The 19,668-nt window shown below is 61.0% G+C and carries 16 protein-coding genes and 1 tRNA gene; 7 read left to right on the top strand and 10 right to left on the bottom strand.

From position 1 onward, the window contains the following. Nucleotides 1–147: 147 nt before the first annotated feature. Entirely contained in the window at nucleotides 148–1,284 is a 1,137-nt protein-coding gene (gene hemW, locus EI291_RS00085) for a radical SAM family heme chaperone HemW (RefSeq protein ID WP_125417236.1), read from the bottom strand. A 107-nt stretch (nucleotides 1,285–1,391) separates the two neighbouring features. Here hemW and EI291_RS00080 point away from each other — a divergent pair, with 107 nt between their 5' ends. Next, nucleotides 1,392–3,257 (top strand): BamA/TamA family outer membrane protein, encoded by a 1,866-nt coding sequence (locus tag EI291_RS00080; protein WP_125417235.1) that lies wholly within the window; start codon nucleotides 1,392–1,394, stop codon nucleotides 3,255–3,257. Between the two features lie 120 nt (nucleotides 3,258–3,377). Here EI291_RS00080 and EI291_RS00075 read toward each other — a convergent pair whose 3' ends face one another. Next, nucleotides 3,378–4,529 (bottom strand): alpha/beta hydrolase, encoded by a 1,152-nt coding sequence (locus tag EI291_RS00075; protein WP_125417234.1) that lies wholly within the window; start codon nucleotides 4,527–4,529, stop codon nucleotides 3,378–3,380. A 225-nt stretch (nucleotides 4,530–4,754) separates the two neighbouring features. Between EI291_RS00075 and EI291_RS00070 the strand changes: the two genes are divergently transcribed. Both EI291_RS00070 and EI291_RS00065 read left to right on the top strand, forming a co-directional pair. After that, nucleotides 4,755–4,827, top strand: a tRNA-Met gene (locus tag EI291_RS00070). Nucleotides 4,828–5,218: 391 nt separating this feature from the next. Continuing rightward, nucleotides 5,219–5,554, top strand: coding sequence for an ASCH/PUA domain-containing protein (locus EI291_RS00065; RefSeq protein WP_125417233.1), 336 nt, complete (start codon nucleotides 5,219–5,221; stop codon nucleotides 5,552–5,554). An 89-nt stretch (nucleotides 5,555–5,643) separates the two neighbouring features. Here the strand turns inward: EI291_RS00065 and EI291_RS00060 are convergent, their stop codons facing one another. The 4 genes from EI291_RS00060 to EI291_RS00045 all read right to left on the bottom strand — a co-directional run bounded on the left by EI291_RS00060 (nucleotide 5,644) and on the right by EI291_RS00045 (nucleotide 9,388). After that, on the bottom strand, nucleotides 5,644–6,126 hold the full coding sequence (locus EI291_RS00060; RefSeq protein ID WP_125417232.1) for a GAF domain-containing protein: 483 nt from the start codon (nucleotides 6,124–6,126) through the stop codon (nucleotides 5,644–5,646). Nucleotides 6,127–6,201: 75 nt separating this feature from the next. Further along, a complete protein-coding gene (locus EI291_RS00055; protein WP_170172434.1) occupies nucleotides 6,202–7,419 on the bottom strand; it encodes an adenylosuccinate synthetase in 1,218 nt (405 codons plus the stop codon). Between the two features lie 93 nt (nucleotides 7,420–7,512). Next, the gene (locus EI291_RS00050; RefSeq protein WP_125417230.1) at nucleotides 7,513–8,460 is read right to left on the bottom strand and encodes a hypothetical protein; all 948 of its coding nucleotides are present in this window, start codon (nucleotides 8,458–8,460) and stop codon (nucleotides 7,513–7,515) included. A 49-nt stretch (nucleotides 8,461–8,509) separates the two neighbouring features. Then, on the bottom strand, nucleotides 8,510–9,388 hold the full coding sequence (locus tag EI291_RS00045; protein WP_125417229.1) for a hypothetical protein: 879 nt from the start codon (nucleotides 9,386–9,388) through the stop codon (nucleotides 8,510–8,512). Between the two features lie 237 nt (nucleotides 9,389–9,625). Between EI291_RS00045 and EI291_RS00040 the strand changes: the two genes are divergently transcribed. Continuing rightward, nucleotides 9,626–10,171 carry a dihydrofolate reductase family protein gene (locus tag EI291_RS00040; RefSeq protein WP_170172433.1) on the top strand — a complete coding sequence of 182 codons (546 nt, stop codon included), beginning with the start codon at nucleotides 9,626–9,628 and terminating at the stop codon, nucleotides 10,169–10,171. A gap of 114 nt (nucleotides 10,172–10,285) precedes the next feature. On the opposite strand, the gene EI291_RS00035 is transcribed toward EI291_RS00040, so the two are convergent. The 4 genes from EI291_RS00035 to EI291_RS00020 form a co-directional block, all read right to left on the bottom strand. After that, entirely contained in the window at nucleotides 10,286–10,966 is a 681-nt protein-coding gene (locus EI291_RS00035; RefSeq protein ID WP_125417227.1) for a phosphatidylserine decarboxylase family protein, read from the bottom strand. 303 nt (nucleotides 10,967–11,269) lie between these two features. Beyond that, complete coding sequence (locus EI291_RS00030) at nucleotides 11,270–12,559, bottom strand: Glu/Leu/Phe/Val family dehydrogenase (protein ID WP_125417226.1); 1,290 nt, start codon at nucleotides 12,557–12,559, stop codon at nucleotides 11,270–11,272. 323 nt (nucleotides 12,560–12,882) lie between these two features. Further along, nucleotides 12,883–13,824: a phosphatidate cytidylyltransferase gene (locus tag EI291_RS00025; RefSeq protein WP_125417225.1), complete on the bottom strand. Its 942-nt coding sequence runs from the start codon at nucleotides 13,822–13,824 to the stop codon at nucleotides 12,883–12,885. Nucleotides 13,825–13,872: 48 nt separating this feature from the next. Then, complete coding sequence (locus tag EI291_RS00020; protein ID WP_125417224.1) at nucleotides 13,873–14,898, bottom strand: CPBP family intramembrane glutamic endopeptidase; 1,026 nt, start codon at nucleotides 14,896–14,898, stop codon at nucleotides 13,873–13,875. Nucleotides 14,899–15,050: 152 nt separating this feature from the next. Between EI291_RS00020 and dusB the strand changes: the two genes are divergently transcribed. From dusB to EI291_RS00005, 3 genes are all read left to right on the top strand, one after another. After that, nucleotides 15,051–16,040, top strand: a complete 990-nt coding sequence (dusB, locus tag EI291_RS00015) for a tRNA dihydrouridine synthase DusB (RefSeq protein ID WP_125417223.1) — start codon at nucleotides 15,051–15,053, stop codon at nucleotides 16,038–16,040. A 162-nt stretch (nucleotides 16,041–16,202) separates the two neighbouring features. After that, nucleotides 16,203–17,165 (top strand): DMT family transporter, encoded by a 963-nt coding sequence (locus EI291_RS00010; protein ID WP_125417222.1) that lies wholly within the window; start codon nucleotides 16,203–16,205, stop codon nucleotides 17,163–17,165. Between the two features lie 149 nt (nucleotides 17,166–17,314). Next, nucleotides 17,315–19,668: right-handed parallel beta-helix repeat-containing protein (locus tag EI291_RS00005; protein WP_148103357.1), on the top strand; the 2,354-nt coding region annotated here is incomplete at its 3' end.

Here is a 19,668-nt window from a genome sequence, read left to right as displayed (position 1 = left end):
CATAGAGTTGCCTAAACAGCGGCTGTTTCACGGCGTGCCGCACGACGAGCAATGCAGCAGTCAACAGCCGGTTAGCTGTTTCAAAGAAAGAAGAAAAGCCGATACCCCGAGCGTTTACTTTCGCAAAGCCCTCCTGCCGGCGTTGTTTCACTCGCTCTGAAACAGTTCCAGCGTGATGTGGTCGGCCAGCAGCTTGCCGGCGTCCGTCAGCCGGAGCTGGTTGTTTTGCAGCTGAGCCAGGCCGGTTTGCTGCAGCTGCTGCAGGTACCCGGCTTTTTCCTGCTGCAGATCCACGCCCAGCGCGTCGCGCAGATGGGCCAGGTTGCAGCCCTGAGCTGTGCGCAGGCTGGTCATCAGGTATTCGTTGGCCTGGTCGCGGGCCGAAAGGTGCTCCACGGTAGCGGGCACTTCCCCCTGGTCCAGCACCGCCGTCACGTACTGCGAGTTATTGGCCACGGTGTATTGCCGGCTGTGGCCGTTGAAGGAATGCGCACTGGGCCCCAGCCCCAGGTACGGCACCCCGCGCCAGTACGCCGAGTTGTGCCTGGACTCGCGGCCGGGCCGGCAGAAGTTGCTGATTTCGTACTGCTCGTAACCGTGACGCGGTAGCTCCTGCAGCAGCAGCTCAAACTGCCGGGCTACAAACTCATCGGGCATGGCCGGAAACTTGCCCTTTTTCAGCTGCCGGCCAAACACCGTATCGGGCTCCACGGTGAGGGCGTAGCAGCTCAGGTGGGGCACCTGCAGCGCAAAGGCCGCCGCCATATCCTGCTCCCAGATGCGGTGGTCGGGGGCCGGCACGCCGTAAATCAAATCCACCGAAATATTCTCGAAGCCGGCCTCCTGGGCCCGCCGTACCGCCGCCCCCGACTCCTCAGCCGAGTGGGCGCGGTTCATCAGGCGCAGGTGGGGCTCATGAAAGCTCTGCAGCCCGATGCTGAGCCGGTTGATGGGGGACGCCCCCAACTCCCGCACCTTGTCGGCTGTGAGGTCGTCGGGGTTGGCTTCCAGGGTAATTTCCGCATCGGGCGCCACCCGGAAGTGGCGGTGAATGGCCGTGAAAAGCGTATCCAGCTCTGCCGCCGTAAGCAGGGAAGGAGTGCCGCCCCCGAAGTAAATGGTATTCAGCGTAGCCTCAGAGCCCAGATACGAGTGGCGCAACGCCATTTCCTGCACCAGGGCATCCACCAGCCGGCTCTTCAGGCCCATGGAGGTACTGAAGTGGAAGTCACAGTAATGACACGCCTGCTTACAGAACGGGATATGAAGATACAGACCGGCCATGGGGAAGGGGTGTCAGCAGCGGGTTTCCGGCCCCGGCAAACGGCCACCGCAACAGGAAACGCTACTTTCGGGAAATTAAACGCGGGGTTTCGCGTTTCAGACTGCAAATGTACGCCCGCGCCTTCGTTTTCTGTTGGATACTACTACTGAGCGGGTTGCTCCGCCCGGCGGCCAGGGCGCAGGGCACTACTCCGCTCAACCCCGCCGCGCCCCCGGTTTCAGCGGCTCCCAGCGTTGCCCCGCCCGATTCGGCCCGCCGCAAGGCTCCGCCGCCGGTACGGCCGGTGCACCCGGTAACACTGCAGCTCCGCACGGAGGCCGCTGACCGGGCTGTGCTGCGGCCCTATCGGTACCGCACTACCCTACCCGACTCCCTGGCCGCCCTGCGCGAAGTACGCAGCCTGGTGCTGGCCCTGCAGGCCGATGCGTACCTGACTGCCTCCGTCGACGAGCTGCGCTGGCACCACGATACGCTGCAGGTGCAGCTGTTTGTGGGCGAGCCGTTCCGATGGGCCCGGCTGCGCAACGGCAACCTCGGCGACGGGCTGCTCACCCGCGCCGGCTTCCGCGACAAACTCTTCCGGCAGCAGCCCCTGCGGCCGCAGGAGTGGGCCCGCCTACAAGAGAACATTCTGCACGAAGCCGAAAACCAGGGTTACCCGTTTGCCACGCTGCAGCTGGATTCCGTGGCCCTCACCAGCACCGAGGTAACCGGCCGCGTAGTGCTGCGCCGGGGCCCGCCCGTGGTATTCGACTCGCTGCAGATCATCGGCAAAACCAAAACCCGCGCCCGTTTCCTGATTGATTATCTGCAGCTGGAGCCTGAGCAGCCATACAGCCAGCAGCGCGTGGAGGAGGCCGCCCGCCGGCTGCGCCAGCTACCGTATCTGCAGCTGAAAGCCGAGCCCGAAGTACGGTTTGCCCGGGGCCGCGCCCGGGTATATTTTCTACTCGAAGACCGGACCGCCAATCAGTTTGATGCCATTGTGGGGGTGCTGCCCAACTCCAACCCACTGGCTGGCCAGAAGCGTGTGCAGATAACCGGCGACGTTACCCTGAACCTGCGCAACATTAATGGGGGCGGCAAGGGCGTGGGGATTCAATGGCGCAAACTGGACGCCACCTCCCAGTTGCTGGACGGCCAATACGTGCACCCGGCTTTTTTCGGGACACCCCTGGAGCTAAGCGGCTCTTTCAACCTGCTGAAACAGGATACACTGTTCCTGAATACCCGGCCTCGCCTGCAGTTTGCTTACCCTACCGCTTTGGCCGGGCGGCTGGCCGTGTTTGCCGAGTGGCGCAACTCCCGGCTCATTTCGGCTTCGCTCAAGAAAGCCACGGCCCTGCCCGAAAATGTGGATAGCCGCTACGCTTCCTACGGCCTCAACTATACCTGGAACACGCTCAGCGACCCGTACTTTCCGCGCCGAGGGCTGCTGGCCAGTGCCCAGGGTGCCATTGGCACCAAGCGCATCAGCAAGAACCCGGATCTGCAGGAGAGATTCTATGATGGTGTGCCGCTCACCACCCGCCAGATTACGCTGGGGCTACGGGCCGAGTATTATTTCCAGGTAGGCCGGCAGGGCGTACTACTGACCCGCCTGCGCGGCGAGGCCCTGCTTAATAACCGCTTGTTTCTGAATGACTTGTTCCGTTTAGGTGGCCTGGCTACCCTGCGCGGCTTTAATGAGCTGAACTTCTACGCCAGCCAGTACGCCGTAGGCACGGCCGAGTTCCGCCAGTTCACCGGCCCCGATACGTACGTGTTCCTGTTTGCTGACCAGGCCTACCTGCGCCGCGACATTCCCAACGACCCCTACCCGAAGGATTCGCCCACGGGCGTGGGGGCCGGCCTCAGCTTCCGGACCGGAGCCGGCCAGTTTCAGTTTGTGTATGCGCTGGGCCGTAGTCAGCAGCAGGGCTTTTCACTCAGCTCCGGCAAAATCCATTTCGGTATAACCAGCCGGTTTTAGGATTTATAACGTAAGGGGTAGCTTGTTAAAAGCCAGAAGTGAGCCGTTCGTGCCGATGCCCCAGTGGGGTTTCAGCACGAACGGCTCACTTCTGGCTTTTAACAAGCTACGGTTTGAAGCTTATTTCATCAGCGCATTTTTCAGTTCACCAGCCGCCAGATCCTGCGCTTCGGAAGCTTGGGGCACCAGTGGTGCCATACCGAAGAATTCGTGAGTTACGCCGTCAAAGTTCTGGTATTTGGTTGCTACGCCGGCAGCTTTCAGCTTGTCAGCCAGCATTTGTCCGTCACTCATCAGGGGGTCAAGGCTGGCGGTGATGACGGTGGTGGGAGGCAGGCCTTTCAGGTTGGCATTCACCAGCGAAATCATCGGGTTCTTGCCATCGGCGGCGTTACGCAGGTACTTGTCGAAGAACCATGCCATCATCGGCTTGTTCAAGGGCTTGGCCTGAGCATTTTTCTGATACGAAGGGGTATTCATATCGTAGCCCGCAATGGGATACACTAGTACCTCATGCTTGGGCATTGTTACCTTTTTGTCGCGGGCCATCATGCTCACGCTGGCAGCCAGGTTGCCGCCGGCACTTTCGCCCACTACGGCTACATTCTGCGGGTCACCTTTAAAGGAAGCCGCATTGCGCAGTACCCATTGATATGCCGCAAACGAGTCGTTGTGCGCCGTGGGAAACTTGTGCTCCGGTGCCTGCCGGTAGGCTACCGACACAAAGATGGCCCCGGTTTTTTCCACCAGCCCGCGCACCGAGGCATCATACGTATCCAGGTTGGCAATTACCCAGCCACCGCCGTGGTAGTACACTACTACCGGCAGCGTTCCGGTTGCACCCTTGGGCGTATAGATGCGCACTTTCACGCCGGGCATCACCATCCGGCTCATGGTATCGGCCGTTACGGGTGGCATTGGCATGTTGTTGGTCTGCATCAGCTTCATCACGGCATCGGCCGGGGTGGGCTGCTGCCGGGCTTCCTGGGCCGAAAGCGTTTCAATAGGCTTACCTCCCAGGCTGACCAGGGTTTCGATAACGGCCTGCATTTCAGGCTTGATACCCGTAGCCCAGGCCGGGGCCGGACCCGTTGGCCGGATGGGAGTAGGACCAGCCGGAGCAGCCGGGGCAGTGGCCATCGAATCAGTTGTCGTGGCCGTGGTGGCGGAATCCGATTCGCTGGTTTGGGCAGTGTTGCAGGCGGCCAGGGTAGTGCCGGCCAGCAGAGCGGCCGCGCCCCAACGGAGGGAAGTGTGGAAAAGCGTAGTCATGCAGATGTTGGTTGCAGGTAATAGAACGAAACAATGGTTTACCTTACGACAAGCATTTTTTGGAAGAGGTAAAAACCCTAAATTCTATACCCCGCTCTTCTTTTTCAGCGCCTTAGCCAAAATTTTCACTCCTGATAATCAGTCAGTAGCCAACTATTTCAGTATTTTTGCACCCCCAAATGCTACGTTTGTCAAAAAGGCTTGTACATTTGTATTACCAAACAGTGCGGGGTGGAGCAGTTGGTAGCTCGTTGGGCTCATAACCCAAAGGTCACTGGTTCGAGTCCAGTCCCCGCTACCTACAAAGGCCAGATGATTCTTCGGAATTGTCTGGCCTTTTTCGTTGTGGCTTGCTGATACGGAAGCTACCCGCCAGATCCGTCGCCTGGCGCGACCGGGTCCTGATATGACATCATAGGCCGTGAAGCAACTCTCTTCGGCGGTAGCAGTGCTGTTGAGCTCAGTGCGGACCAGGCTGCCGGGGATACAGGCTGTACCCTATCGGGCAGCCTGTATCCCCGGCAGCGCAAGCCGTAGCTTACTTCTCTCATTTATAACACGATACCTCTGACTACCGTATCTTCTATTGCCAACCTGGGTGGTGGCGCACTACCTGTCATGTCTCCACTTGGCGGAGGTGCAACGCTGTTACTTGCCGCTGCCTGCCGGCGGCCTTATCCTTCAACATCATGCCCTACCACTACACTGCCCCTCATACCACTGCTGTGCTGTCAGTGCCCGGCACACACGAACTGAACGTATGGCCCGCCTGCTTCGCGGCGGTTGAAAACGGCACTAAGCCTTTCGATGTCCGTGAAAACGACCGGTATTTCCGGGTTGGGGATATGGTGGTGCTACGCGAATACGAGCCCGAAAATGAGCAGTACAGCGGCCGAACAACCACGCGCTGGATCAGCTACGTGCTGAATGGCGGCTGCTTTGGCATTGCAGCAGGCTGGTGTGTGCTGGGTTTCAGTGAGCTGCCGCCCTTGCCGCCCGGCCTCCACGATACCCGGCTCTGGTAGCTGTTTTTGTCAACCATTCGAATAAAAAGCAGGCCCGCCGCTCTTCCGGACGGAAGAGTGGCGGGCCTGCTGCGCCCATATCGGGCCGGTTAGAACCAGGAAGCCACCAGGGGCATCAGCTGCTCCAGGGCCTGTTGGTCGGCTTCGTCAAAGTCGTTGAGTTGGTCACTGTCTACATCCAGCACGGCCACTACCTGGCCATCTTTCAGCACAGGCACTACTATTTCGGATTTGGAGTCGGAGCTGCAGGCAATATGGCCGGGGAACTGCTCCACATCGGGTACCACCAGCGTGGCAGCCTGGGCCCAGCTGGCGCCGCATACTCCTTTGCCATGCCGAATGCGGGTGCAGGCAATGGGCCCCTGAAACGGACCCAGTACCAGCTCATCGTTTTTCACCAGATAGAAGCCCACCCAGAAGAACCCGAAGGCCTGGCGCAGGGCGGCTACGGTATTAGCCAGATTGGCTACCAAGTCCGGCTCGCCGGTGGTGAGGGCCTCAATCTGAGGCAGTAGTTGCCGGTATTGCTCGGCTTTGCTGAGGGTGGTATCGAGGTGCAGTTCTTCGGCCATGCGAGTGAGAAAAGAAGCAATAGGAATAACGGCGCAGGACCGTCCGGTGGGTATAACCGGTAGCGGCCGGTTTTGTCACCGGGCAGCAAAGGTAGGCAGCGGCGGCAGGTCGTCGGCACAGGGACCATAGCTGAACACGTAATTGGCCAGACCTTCATCGAGTAAACCTCCCAGCTCAGTGGCCGCCAACGGCCGGTGCTGCCCTTCCACGCAAGCCGGAATCCGGCCATCGGGCAGCTGATCGAGGCAGGTCAGGAGCAGGTGTTTTTCGAGGCCGGCGGAGAAATTTGCGTCGCACTGCAGCGCGTAGTTCAGCAGGTTCACCGACAGCGGAGCCCGCCGGAAATGTTCCTGGTAGTCGTTGAACTGGTTGGTTTCCTGCTCGTGGTGGATGAGCGGCACCGGCACGTCGGCGTGGGGCAGCGGGCCGGCCCCGTGCCGGGTGTGGTAGGCCCGCGACACGTACAGCACCCGCGCCGCCGCCCCCGGCCGGTGCCAGGCCAGCAGCTCCAGCGCATTGCGGGAAGTGGTGTAGCTGCGCGTCACGTGCGGAAATAAGCCAAACTCCTGGTCCAGCAGCACGCCCTGCGCCCCCTCAAACACCAGCGCCGGCCAAGGCGCTAACGGGGCCAATACCTCAGCTTCCTGCACCAGCTCTACCGCCTCCTGTTGCCGGAGCGCCTGCAGCTGCCGGGCGTAGTCGACAAAGCGCTGGTCTTCCGCGTCGTGGTCGAGCTGGTCGAAGGGGATGCTGGTTTCCTGCTGGCACCGGCTGCGGTAGTGCGCCCGAATCTGGTGCAGCTTGTGCTGGTACACTTCCGGAAACGCCAGATCCTGCGCATACAGGCGGAGCGGAGTAGTTTCCTGCCGCTCGATGGTGGCCCCGAACCCCAGGCCGCAGCTGCCGTGGCGGGCCGCACCCCGGGCCGCTTCCTGCGCCCGATTCCAGAGCACATCATAGTGTGTGATGACGGGGCAGCGGCCGTCCAGCAGCAGGCGGGGCTGCACGCCCAGCTCCCGCAGGGCCGCGTACTCGCGCAGCATCGGCCCCGGGGCCACCGGGCAGTACCTCGACCAGTAGGTGGGGCAGCCGCGCAGCGTGCCGGCCCCGAAGCTGGAAAACACGTGCCGCCGGCCATCGGCGGCTACTACCGTGTGACCCGCCTGCGGCCCGCCGTTGAAGCGCACCACTAATGCCCCAGGCAGCTCCCGGCACAGATAATCGGTGGCCAGACCCTTGCCTTCGTCGCCGAAGCCCAGGCCCACCACCACCCAAACGGGTATTTCCGGCATGAAAAGAGTAACTGAGTAGCGGAGTAACGGAGTAGTTGATGTGCCGCCGCCTGTCATCCTTCACGCTGCTCAGGATGACAGGCGGCGGCGTTTTTACAGCTTGAAAATCCGGCTGAGCAGGCTGCCCCCACTAGCGGGTTTGGGCGTGGTGGTGAGGGCGGAGCTCACGTGAACCAGCGCATCTTTCACCGTGCCGGCCGTCTGCGTATCGAAGGAAGATAGTATCTGGCTCAGCTTCACACCATGAATGACGGCCACAGTGGCGGCAATGGTTTCGGCCAGGGCGTTGTAGTCGTTGAGGATGAGGAGCCGCTCACCTAGCAGCTTCTTCCAATAGCCCAGTACCTTGGGGTCGTCTTTGTAGGAGGCCTCGTTGATGTGGATGTGAAAGACGTGGTAGCTGCGCTGCACTTCCTCCAGCAACTGCCGGTCGGTGAGGTCGGTGGCTTCGGGGTAGCCCATGAGGGCCTGCAGGGCTTTTTTCTCCAGCGTGGGCCAGGAGGCTTCGTCACCGATGGTGAACAGGAACCCCTTCTGCCCGCGCTTCTCAAAGCAGTCGAGTGAGGTGTGCCGGGCCCCGAACAGCCAGGCCAGCGTGTACGACTCCATACTCTGGCCGCCACCGCCACCTTCCAGATACAGCCCGGTCAGCCACTGGTCCAGCTCGTCGGTGCCGCTTTCAAACTGCCCTACCTGCAGCGGATACTGGTCGGAAATATGGTCGCCGATACCGCCGAACAGAATCTGCGGATGTGCCACGCCGTGGTCGATAAGCGTGTTCATGAGCGCGCCCAGCTTCTCGCGCACTAGCACCTCCGGAATACGGCCCATACTGCCCGTCACGTCCAGAAATACGGCCACCGCCAACGATTCGGGGTGAATGTCGGAGTCGCGGCTTTCCCGGAATTTCACGCCGTGAGGCAGCATGCGCGCATCGGCGCGGCCTAGGCGGTTATTGGCGAAGATGTCGTCGGTACCCGAGTTGGAGCGGGAGTCGCGCAGGTATTCGTACGCGTCGTCTGACCAGCGAGTGTAGCCCATAAGGAGAAATAGTGAGATGGTGAAATAGTGAGTTTTCGTTCGGAGAAGCCTACACTTCCAATGGGTGAAACTGGCGCTTCCCAAAAATCCGGGTGAGCAGCTGCCGGTATTCGTGGAGGGTATGCAGGGCGTTGGTATGCGGGGTGAGCAGAAAGTCAATCAGACGCTCATCTACGGTTTTTTTCAGCTTTACGCCGTGGCCCGAAGGGTCGCCGAGCAGGTAGAGCGCCGTGCGCTGCACCAGCGCCACATCGAGGTATGTGCTGGCCTGCTTCTGGCTGAAAACGGCCGGCGGGTACCAGTTCAGGTACCGTCCCGACACCGTGCGCAGCGGCGCACCCAGCGGCGTGAGGTGATAAAAAGAGAGGCACACGATGCCGTGGGTTTCCGGCACCACGCACACCGACTCTGGGTTGAAGCCCGCGTGGCACAGCCCCATCTGGTGCAGCCAGGCCGTAAACTCCAGCACCCGGCTGATTACCCAGGCCACGTGCTCGGGGGCGAGAGTGAGGCCACTGAGCGGGAGCAGATAGTGCGGTGCGCTGGCTACCAACCCGGTCGGCTGCCACTCCAGGCGAGTGGGCAGGTAGCGCTGAAAGTTGCGGGCCGCATCATCGGTAAGGGCCATGAGCCGGCGGTAGTGCTGCTCCGAAGTCCTCAATAAGTCAGGGTCGCCTTCCAGCCGCAGGGTGCGCTCATCGAGACGCCGAATCAGGCCGGCATCGTCTTCCACCGTGTCCAGGGCTTTCAGCTGTTCGGCGTACCTGTTGAGGCGGGCTACGGCATCGGCGGCTCCGGGTAGGGCGCACACATCGGGGTGCAGCAGCTTGAGGTACGCCAGGTACTGCTGGCGGTAGCGGCGGCGGCTGAATACGTCTGCCGAACTCCGGGACTGCAGAATGGTGGTGAGCAACGTGGCAGCATCCATGCCCCAATAGTAGGCAATCCTGGGGTATTTGCGGGGGCGAAAGATGTTGTATTTTACACCGCTATAGAAACCCAAGTAGTCAGGCAGTTACCCGTAGCTGCGGCACCGTTTTCTCTGGCCGGGGCCACCGCACGCAGTCCGATGGCCTTAGGCTGCCGTATGCAGCTTCTACCTGTTTCGACTGGTACCGTTTACCGTTCCGCTTCTTTCCCACCCAACCATCCCACCACTTTTCACATGCGTAAAGTTGTTCTCTACATTGCCACCAGCCTCGACGGGTACATCGCCTCGCCCGATGGCTCGGTGGAGTGGCTCCCTTCCCCGCCACCCGGCGAGGATTATGGCTACGCCGACTTTCTGACCACCGCCGATGCCACGCTGCTGGGCCGCGCCACCTATGAGCAGATTACCACCTTCGGCGAGTGGCCTTATCCTACCCTCACCAACTACGTGTTCACCCGCCGCCCGCCCTACGAAGCGGCTCACCCCTCGGTGCAGTTTATCACCGACGACCCGACCCGCTTTGTGCGGGAGCTGCGCCAGCAGCCCGGCGGCACCATCTGGCTGATCGGGGGCAGCACGCTGGCCTCGCCCCTGCTGGCCGAAGGGCTGGTAGATGAGTTGATGCTGTTCGTAGTGCCGCGCCTGATCGGGGCCGGCATTCCGCTGTGGCGCCACCAGGAGCACACGCAGCCGCTGCAGCTGCTGCGTACCCAGACCTGGCCCGATGGCATGACGCTGCTGCACTACCGCCTCTCGGAGGTAGCGCAGCCGGTGAGCTGAAACTCCGATATCCGCTCTTAAACAGCAACGGCCGCCCCGGATATCCGGAGCGGCCGTTGCTGTTTAAGAGCGGAACGAATCCGCGTACTCCTCAACATTCATCTAAATCCGTGATTAGAATAGGCTGGGCGCGTCGGTTTTGAGCTGGGCAATAATGGTCTGGCCACCTTTCACCTTCTCGCCAATCTGCACTTTCACTTCGGTATCCACGGGCACAAAAATATCCACGCGTGAGCCGAACTTGATGAAGCCGAACTCCTCACCTTGGCTTACTTCGTCGCCCTCGTTCACGTACCATACAATGCGGCGAGCCATAGCCCCGGCAATCTGCCGGAACAGCACAAACGGGCCGGCTTCCGACTCTACTACCACCGTGGTCCGCTCGTTTTTGGTGCTGCTTTTGGGGTGCCAGGCCACCAGGTAGTTGCCGGGGTGGTACTTGAAGTAGCGCACGATACCCGAAATGGGGTTGCGGGTGATGTGCACGTTAATCGGTGACATGAAGATGCTGATCTGCTTGCGCACGTCGTCGAAGTATTCCGGTTCGTGCACGTCCTCAATTACCACCACCTTCCCATCGGCCGGGGCAATAACCAGGTCCTCATGGGTGAAGAGGCGGCGGGCCGGGCTGCGGAAAAACTGCAGCAGCGTGAGGAACACGATGACGGAAATACCGGCAAACACCTTGTTCACCCCATCGTTTTCGGCATTATAGCGGAACAGCAGCAGGTTTGCAGCCAACAGGGCCAACAGGGTAAAGAACAGAATTCGTCGTCCTTCTTTGTGGATCTTCATGTATCGCAGATTTGCGCTGATTACGTTGATTTCGCTGATTCAGACGACTTTCCAAAAATAAAAGTACTCGTCTGCCCCTGCGTTTGCTCTACTGTGCACCGGGCACAACAGGCATAAAGATAGCCCGAGCCACCGGCCCGGGCTATTCAAAAGCAAATATAAGGAGGAGTTAGGAGATAGGAGGCAGACGGCAGGAGTTAGAATTCAGGAGCAGAAAGTGTGCAGCAATGCTCCTGCTGCTACCTCGGTCCTTCACTCAGACATTCCCGTATTCTCCAGCTCCTAACTCCTTTTCTACTGATTTTAGAAGCCACCGCGGAACTTGTAGGTCTGGGCTACTTTATCGATGGCTACCACGTAGGCGGCAATGCGCATCGGGATGTTGTACTTCTGGCTGGTAGCGTACACTTTCTCGAAGGCATCGTTCATGATGCGGTCGGCGCGCTCGGTTACCATTTCCTCGCTCCACTTGAAGCCCTGGCGGTTCTGCACCCACTCGAAGTAGGATACCGTCACGCCGCCTGAGTTGGCCAGGATGTCGGGCACCACCATAATACCTTTCTCGTTGATAATGGGGTCGGCGGAGGCCGAGGTGGGGCCGTTGGCACCCTCCACAATCAGCTTGGCTTTGATATCGTGGGCGTTGTGCTCGGTGATGACGTCCTCCACGGCGGCGGGCACCAGCAGGTCCACATCAGCAGTCAGCAGGTCGTCGGCGTTGTCCATCAGGGTCGCACCGGTGAAACCGTCGAGGCGGCCACTGTGGGCGTTTTTGTAGGCTACAGCCTCATCGATGTTGATGCCATTCTCGTTCCAGTACGCGCCCGACACGTCGGATACGCACTTGATTTTCACGCCCTGTTCGCTCAGCAGCTTAGCCGCCCAGGAGCCCACGTTGCCAAAGCCCTGCACGGCGGCCGAGGTCTGGGCGGGGTCCATACCCAGTTTTTTCATGGCGGCCAGTGCCGACACCATTACGCCGCGGCCGGTAGCCTCGGTGCGGCCCAACGAGCCTCCCATTACCAGCGGCTTGCCGGTTACCACGGCGGGCGAGGTAGCACCCACAGTTTTGCTGAATTCGTCCATCAGCCAGGCCATTTCGCGGGGGCCGGTACCCATGTCGGGAGCCGGAATGTCACGGTCGGGGCCGAATACGTCCTTCATGGCCAGGGTGTAGCCCCGGGTAAGACGCTCGATTTCGCCGGCGCTCATTTTGGTTGGCTCGCAGATGATACCGCCTTTGGCACCGCCGTAGGGAATATCTACCACGGCGCACTTCCAGGTCATCCAGGCGGCCAGCGCCTTTACCTCGTCGAGGTGCACATTTTTATCGTAGCGGATACCGCCTTTCGAGGGGCCCAGAATGGTGTTGTGCACCACGCGGTAGCCTTCGAACACGCGTACTTTGCCGTTGTCCATCGTCACGGGAATGTGCACGATGATCTGCTTGTCGGGCGCTTTCAGTACGTCGTAGGTTTCTTCATCGAGGCCGAGGATTTCGGTGGCCACGTTGAAGCGCGACATCATCGATTCCAGGGGATTCTCAGCATCCACGCGGGGAGCCGGTTCTTTGTACACCGTGGTGGCAGCCATACGGAGGTGGGGTTGGGGTGGGTTGAGGAAATGAACGCCTCGGCCGGAATGGTGGGCAAGCCGGCCGGAAGCGGGAATTTTGGGTGGTCAAAGGTAAGCGGTTTACTGCATACGCGGCACGGCCGTTGCGTTGGAGTCATTAGCAGCCGGCGGCAGCGTTAGCGGCGTAGCAAACTCCGTGCGAAATACCGGGAAGTTTAGTATTTAATTATTCTATTTCTGCTATTCTTCGCAATGCAGCCGCCGGTTTTCTGCCATAAAAGAATCGGGCGACTTTTGATGGAAAGTCGCCCGATAGTCAGCAGGTTACCCGTTGCCGGGGCCTAACCAAACAGCAGTTGCAGCAGCGCCAGTACCGGCAGAATAAACAGGAAAGCATCGAACCGGTCGAGCAGACCGCCGTGCCCGGGCATGATGCGGCCGGAATCCTTCACGCCCACGCTACGCTTGAGCATGGACTCGGCCAAATCACCCAGCGGCCCGAACACGGCCACTGCGCCGGCCGCCACCAGCCGGTAGGTCAGGGACAGCTCAGGCAGCAAATAGCCTAGGCCCCAGCCCACCACCAGCGTCAACACGAAGCCGCCGATAGCGCCTTCCCAGGTTTTACCAGGCGAGATTTTGGGAGCCAGCTTATGCTTGCCGAAGGTTTTGCCGGCTGCGTAAGCTCCCGTATCGGAAGCCCACACCAGCAGCAGCAGCGCGAAGATGCGGCGGTAATCATAGCCGGTTTCGGTGAAGGCGACTACGCTCAGCAGGCTCATGGGCAGGCTCACGTACAGCAGGCCCAGCAGGGCCACACCCACGTTTGCAAACGGTGCAAGCTGCTGATTTTCACGAGGCCAAGCCATCATTTCCCGCAGGATGAGGATGGTAGGTAGTAGCAATAGAATACCAGTCAGAATGATACCAGCTGAGTGGGCATCACCTACCAAGTAGTGCATGCCCTGCCCAATGGAATCATTTACATTATTCACCACCACTACTCCCAGCACACCAATAAAAATCAGCGCACTTATAGCCCCGCCCAGCAGCGCGGCCGGCTTGTAGCCCGCCTGCCGCATCATGCGGTAGAACTCCCAGAGCATGCGCATCTGCACGGCCCCGAAGAACAGGGCAAACGTCCAGGCGCTGTACCACACGCTGCCCAGCAGCAGGGCGGCCCCAATCAGCCCGAAGATGATGCGCTGGGACAGATTGGACATGCCGGGCTTATCGGCGGGCGGTTCGGTGGTAGCGGGCGTGGGGGCGGGAGAGGTAGTCAACGGAAAATAAAAAGAGAGAGTAGGGAGAAAGCCAACCAAAACGGGCAGCTAGCTGGCTTTAGTAGCGTCCACGCCGTCGTGGCTGAGGGTGCGGGCGGCAGGAGTTGGGGCATCGGCGCGGCGCACGGCCACGCCACGGCTGCCCAGGGTGTGCATTTCGGTGGGTAGCTCATCGGGGCGCGGAGCCTGGGTTTGCTGGTAGAGGTACCACAGCCCGGCCGCGCACAGCCCTAACGACAGCAGCACCCAGTACCAGGGCAGTACCTCCGTAGAATCTGGGTCGAATTCGGTGGCCGTCCACTGCCGCTGCTGCACGTACAGCAGCACCAGCTGAAAGGCATTCTGGGCGAAGTGAGCCGCCATGGGCACCAGAATGTTACGGCTCCACTCATACAAGTAGCCCAGTACCAACCCCAGCACAAACCGCGGCACGAACCCCTGAAACTGCATGTGAATGGCGCTGAAGATGATGGCCGCCAGCCACACGCCGCCGTGACGGCCCAGCCACTGCACCAGGTTACGCTGCAGCACGCCCCGGAAAAACAGCTCCTCGCTCACGGCCGGCACCACGGCCATCACCAGCACGGCCACCCAGAAGCGCAGCGGAGAGGAGAAGTTAGTGAGGGTTTTCAGGATGGCCGTGGCCTGGGCCTCTTTGGCCGTGGCCCATTCCGGCAGGTGCCAGCTGGCGTTCCAGGCAATGAGCACCGACATGGCGGGCAGGCTGGCTACAATAATGAGGCCGGCCAGCACGGGCCAGCTCAGCGGCACCGGGCGGCGGGGTATAAAGTAATCGGTGAGCTTGTTGCCGGTGAGGGCCGCCAGGGCCAGGGCCGCGCCGCCCAATCCGCCCAGCAGCAGCACGCCCTGGCTGAGCATGGATACGGCCCAGCCGTTGGGGTAATCGGCCGGGCGCTGGGTTACGTTGCCCATATCCTGCATGCCCACTCCAAACAACAGGGAGTTGAGCACCATCACCAGAAAACTACCCACGCAGAAGGTAGCCAGCAGCAGCAGCAGCAGCAGCCCGATGTTGGTCAGGGGGTGCAGCTTACTGGAAACGAAACCTTTCATGGCGTTTTAGTGCTTAGTGCTTGGATTTTAGTGCGTAGTGGCCGGCAAAACCAACGGTGCGCAGTTATTGAACGACCTAGGCACCCGGCACTATACCCCAGGCACTAAATCCTATTGTCGTAAATTTGCGCAAAATACTAGAATAGCCTGCCGTGGTTCACATCCGTAACATTGCTCTGCCCGATTTCCCGCTGCTGCTCGCGCCCATGGAGGACGTGTCGGACCCGCCGTTCCGGGCCGTGTGCAAGCAGGGCGGGGCCGATTTGATGTACACCGAGTTTATTTCCTCGGAAGGCCTCATCCGGGCCGCTGCCAAAAGCCGCCAGAAGCTCGACGTGTTCGATTACGAGCGGCCCATCGGCATCCAGCTGTTTGGCTCCGACGTGGAGACAATGGGCGAATGTGCCCGTATCAGCACCGAGGCCGGCCCCGACCTCATCGACATCAACTACGGCTGCCCCGTGAAGCAGGTGGCCTGCCGAGGAGCCGGCGCGGCCCTGCTGCGCGACATCCCGAAGATGGTGGAAATGACGGCCGCCGTGGTGCGCAACACCCACCTGCCTGTAACGGTGAAAACCCGCCTGGGCTGGGACGACTCCACCAAGAACGTGGAGGACGTGGCCGAGCGCCTGCAGGATATTGGTATTGAGGCCCTCACGGTACACGGCCGCACCCGCGTGCAGATGTACAAGGGCGAGGCCGATTGGGACCTGATTGGCCGCATCAAGAACAACCCTCGCATCAAAATCCCCATCTTCGGTAACGGCGACATCGACTCGCCCCAGAAGGCTGTGGAGTACAAAAACCGCTACGGCGTGGATGGCGTGATGATTGGCCGCGCGGCCATCGGTTACCCCTGGATTTTCCGGGAGGTGAAGCACTACGCCGCCACCGGCCAGCTGATGCCCCCGCCCACCGTGGAGGAGCGCGTGCAGGCCTGCCGCATGCACTTCGAGAAAAGCCTGGAGTGGAAGGGCCCGCGGGCCGGTGTGTTTGAAATGCGCCGCCACTACGCCCAGTATTTCCGGGGCCTGGAAGGTGCCCGCCAGTGGCGCACCCGCCTCGTGGACAGCAACGACCCGTTGGAAATCCACGCCATCATGGACGAAATCATTGCCGCCGAGCCGATGCTGGTAGGGTAGCACTGGTAGGTATTGTTTTGAGTATCCCGTTGTCATCCTGAGCGGAGCGAAGGGCCTTATCACGTTGTTACATCCATCGTCTCAACGTGATAAGGCCCTTCGCTCCACTCAGGATGACAGTTTTTATCTGTTTGTCCTCTTTCCTGCATCTTTCCCACTCCTATGCCCACCACTACTCCTGCCCCGGCCGTGACGGCCGCACCCGAAGTGCCCCCTGTGGCTCCGCCCCCGCCCCACCGCACGCCGGCTTCGGCCTGGGTGCTGCTGCTGGTGCTGGCCAGCATCTGGGGCACATCGTTTATTCTGATGAAGAAGGGGCTGGTGGTTTTTTCGGCGCTGGAGTTGGGGGCGGCGCGGGTAAGCGTGGCGGCCCTGCTGCTGCTGCCGTTTGCGCTGCGGCACGTGGCCCGGGTGGACCGCAGCCGTTTTAAGTGGCTGCTGCTGAGCGGCGTGGTGGGCACCCTCATTCCGGCCTTCCTGTTTGCCTACGCCGAAACCCGGCTGGCCTCGGGGTTGGCGGGCGTGCTCAACGCCCTCACGGCCGTGTTTACGCTGGTGGTGGGCGCGGCCTTTTTCGGGCAGCGGCTCACGGGCCTGCGGGTACTGGGCATCGGGCTGGGGCTGCTGGGCACGGTGGTACTGATGCTGCTGGGCGGCAGCGGCGGCGACGCCACGCCCTCGGGTGAAAGCAATGCCTGGTACGGCCTCTACATTGTGCTGGCCACGCTGGGCTACGGCGTGAGCGTGAATGTAATCAAGCACTACTTCCAGGGCATTCCGGCACTGGCTGTGACGGGGTTGCTGCTGCTGTTCATTGGGGGGCCGGCGCTGGCGTTTCTGCTGCTGGGCACGGAGTTCGTGCACAAGCTGCAGCACGTGCCGGGAGCCTGGGCGGCCTTTGGTTACATTGCTTTGCTGGCCACCATGAGCACGGCCGTAGCCATGGTGCTCTTCAACAAGCTTATTCAAAGCTCCACGGCCCTGTTTGCCTCTTCCAACACCTACCTGGTGCCCGTGGTGGCCCTGGGCTGGGGCTTACTCGACGGGGAAAACTTCAACCTCTGGCACCTGCTGGGCATGGTAATTATCTTGGTGAGTGTGGCCATCATTCACCGGGCGAAGTAAGCCGGGCGGATAATCTCCTGAAACCGGAATATTCCCAAAAAGAATCAAATGATTCTGTGGTCGCCCCCTACCTTTGACGCGTGGTAGTGTGGTGCAGAGGCATGTAAGCTGAAGCCTGCCATCACGGCTGGTCTTTTTGCTTCATTAATATGACTACACATTTCCGCCTGTTTCTCGTGGCCGGACTGTTGGCTGCGCCTACCTTTGGCAAGGCTCAATCCATCAGCGGCACTCTGTTTGAGGACCTCAACTACGGCGGAGGTGCCGGCCGCAGCCTGGCAGCGGCCAATGCCGTCCGTGCGGGTTCGGCCACACCCTTGGCAACGGCCGCCACGGTAGAGCTTTACGATGCCGCTGGCAACTTCCTGACCTCTACCACCACCAGCACAGCCGCCGGCAGCTTGGGGCAGTATTCCTTTACCGGTCTGGCGGCCGGCACCTACCAGGTGCGGGTAGTCAGCAGCACGGTGCGCTCCACGCGCACAGGCAGCACAGCAGCACTGATACCGGTGCAGACCTTTATAGTGCGCAACGGCGCGGCAGATGGCAACCGGGTGGGAGGTGAAAACCCTGCCCAGGCCGACGGGCCCGCCAACGCAGCCAGCGGAGTACTGCTGCGTTTTCAAGGCGTGAGCTCCAGCGGCGACAACACCGCGTTTATTGACCAGGTGCAAGTGCTTAACAGCAGCAACGCTGTCGTGGCCGGTGCGGTGCTCAACAATAGCTTCGAAACCCCTGACTTAGGCACTAACTTCAGTTATAATACCAGTGGTGGTGACTGGGAATTTCTCAATAGCTCGGGTATTGCGGCCAACGGTAGCGGCTTCAACTCCACGGCTCCGGCCGGAGCGGGCGACCAGGTAGCCTTCATCCAAAACCAGGGCGCCCCACAGCAGACTCTGGTACTGGCTCCGGGTACCTACACCATCCGGTTTCAGTCGACCCAGCGCACTACCAACAACCAGAGCGTACAGGTGCTGGTGAACGGTACTCAGGTGGCTATTGTGACGCCACCCCAGGGCTCGTACACCACCTATACCACATCATCATTCACCGTGGGCAGCGCCAATACCCTGGCTTCCCTTACGCCGCACAGCCTAGCTCCCGTGACGGTAACGGGCACTACCGCCGTTACGGGGGTAGATTTCGGCTTTAACTTCGACGTCATTACCAACGTCAACGATGCGGGCCAGGGCTCGTTGCGGCAGTTTATCTTGAATGCCAACGCCCTGGATAACACTACACTCCGGCAGCAAGGCCGCGCTGCCCGCCGCGAAACCTCCCTGTTCATGATTCCGGACGGACAGGCGCACCCCGGTCTGCGGGCGGGTCTCACGGATCAGCTCACGGGCTCTACCGGCCAGCGTGTGGCGCGGTACTCACCGGCCTCGGCGCTGCCCTCCATCACGGGGCCCGGCACCGTACTCGATGGCACCACCCAAACCACGCTGGTGGGCAACTCCAATACCGTACTGCTCGGCACGGGCGGTACCGTGGGCACTGATGCCCTACCGCTAAGCCAGGTAAACGGCCCCGAGGTGGAGCTGGGCGTAACCCTGACCGGGGGCACCGCCCTGATTATGGCCGCCGACTCCAGCACCCTGCGCGGCTTGTCGGTGCACGGGGCCGCTACGAGCGTTCAGATGAGTGGCAACGGCATTCTGCTGGAAGGCAATGCCCTGGGCATCACGCCTACGGCCGTTGGGCTGCCCGCCACAGCCCGTACCTCGGGCGTGGTACTGGCTCTGAACGCGCCCACGGCCACCGTGCAGAATAACCTGATTGGCTACGCCGGCAACTCGGGTCTGAAGTACTCGGTGGGCCGCAACACCACCGGGGCTGTTATCCGCAACAACGAGTTTGTGCAGAATGGCCAGGTGACGGCCGGGGGTGACGCGCTTTCCATCGGCGATGCCGGGGCGGCAGGTCCGCTGCTTATTGAAGGCAACCTGATCAACCTCAGCAACAGCAGCGGTATTCAGCTGGAGATTGGCAGCCTCAGCAACAACCTCATCCGCAACAACACCATCAGCGGCAATGGCACGGGCGGCACCAACTCGCGCCTGGAGGGCTCGGGCATTCACTACCTGGCCCGCAACGGTACCGTTAACAGCACCAACACCGACCTGATTACCCGCAACGTAATAACCCGCAACCAGTCGTCGGGCATCGTGCTCAACTATGGCCAGCGCAACGTGCAGATCAGCCAGAACGCCCTCTTCCTGAACGGGGACGGCTCCATTGCCGGGGCGGCCGGCCTGCTGTCCATCGACTTCACCGGCCCCAACGGCCGCGTGGGGGGCGACGCCAACTACGGCCAGGGCGACGGGGTAACGGGCAACGACGGGCTGCTGGACGTGGCCGGCACTCCTACTACCCAGATTCCGCCCTACCGCCAGGCCAACGGCGGCATCGACTACCCGGTAATTACCAACATTTCCAAGGACAGCAACAACCGCCTGCGGGTGCAGGGCTACGTGGGCTCGGCTGCCGGCCAGCCGCA

The organism is Hymenobacter rigui, from assembly GCF_003944715.1.
Taxonomy (GTDB): Bacteria; Bacteroidota; Bacteroidia; order Cytophagales; family Hymenobacteraceae; genus Hymenobacter; species Hymenobacter rigui.
The sequence above is the reverse complement of the archived record's forward strand: the minus strand, read 5'-3'. Positions and strand labels throughout refer to the sequence as shown.

Bases quoted from the DNA above. Each gene is read 5' to 3' on its own strand.
- hemW (WP_125417236.1), bottom strand. From the start codon at position 1,284: ATGGCCGGTCTGTATCTTCATATCCCGTTCTGTAAGCAGGCGTGTCAT.
- EI291_RS00080 (WP_125417235.1), top strand. From the start codon at position 1,392: ATGTACGCCCGCGCCTTCGTTTTCTGTTGGATACTACTACTGAGCGGG.
- EI291_RS00075 (WP_125417234.1), bottom strand. From the start codon at position 4,529: ATGACTACGCTTTTCCACACTTCCCTCCGTTGGGGCGCGGCCGCTCTG.
- EI291_RS00065 (WP_125417233.1), top strand. From the start codon at position 5,219: ATGCCCTACCACTACACTGCCCCTCATACCACTGCTGTGCTGTCAGTG.
- EI291_RS00060 (WP_125417232.1), bottom strand. From the start codon at position 6,126: ATGGCCGAAGAACTGCACCTCGATACCACCCTCAGCAAAGCCGAGCAA.
- EI291_RS00055 (WP_170172434.1), bottom strand. From the start codon at position 7,419: ATGCCGGAAATACCCGTTTGGGTGGTGGTGGGCCTGGGCTTCGGCGAC.
- EI291_RS00050 (WP_125417230.1), bottom strand. From the start codon at position 8,460: ATGGGCTACACTCGCTGGTCAGACGACGCGTACGAATACCTGCGCGAC.
- EI291_RS00045 (WP_125417229.1), bottom strand. From the start codon at position 9,388: ATGGATGCTGCCACGTTGCTCACCACCATTCTGCAGTCCCGGAGTTCG.
- EI291_RS00040 (WP_170172433.1), top strand. From the start codon at position 9,626: ATGCGTAAAGTTGTTCTCTACATTGCCACCAGCCTCGACGGGTACATC.
- EI291_RS00035 (WP_125417227.1), bottom strand. From the start codon at position 10,966: ATGAAGATCCACAAAGAAGGACGACGAATTCTGTTCTTTACCCTGTTG.
- EI291_RS00030 (WP_125417226.1), bottom strand. From the start codon at position 12,559: ATGGCTGCCACCACGGTGTACAAAGAACCGGCTCCCCGCGTGGATGCT.
- EI291_RS00020 (WP_125417224.1), bottom strand. From the start codon at position 14,898: ATGAAAGGTTTCGTTTCCAGTAAGCTGCACCCCCTGACCAACATCGGG.
- EI291_RS00010 (WP_125417222.1), top strand. From the start codon at position 16,203: ATGCCCACCACTACTCCTGCCCCGGCCGTGACGGCCGCACCCGAAGTG.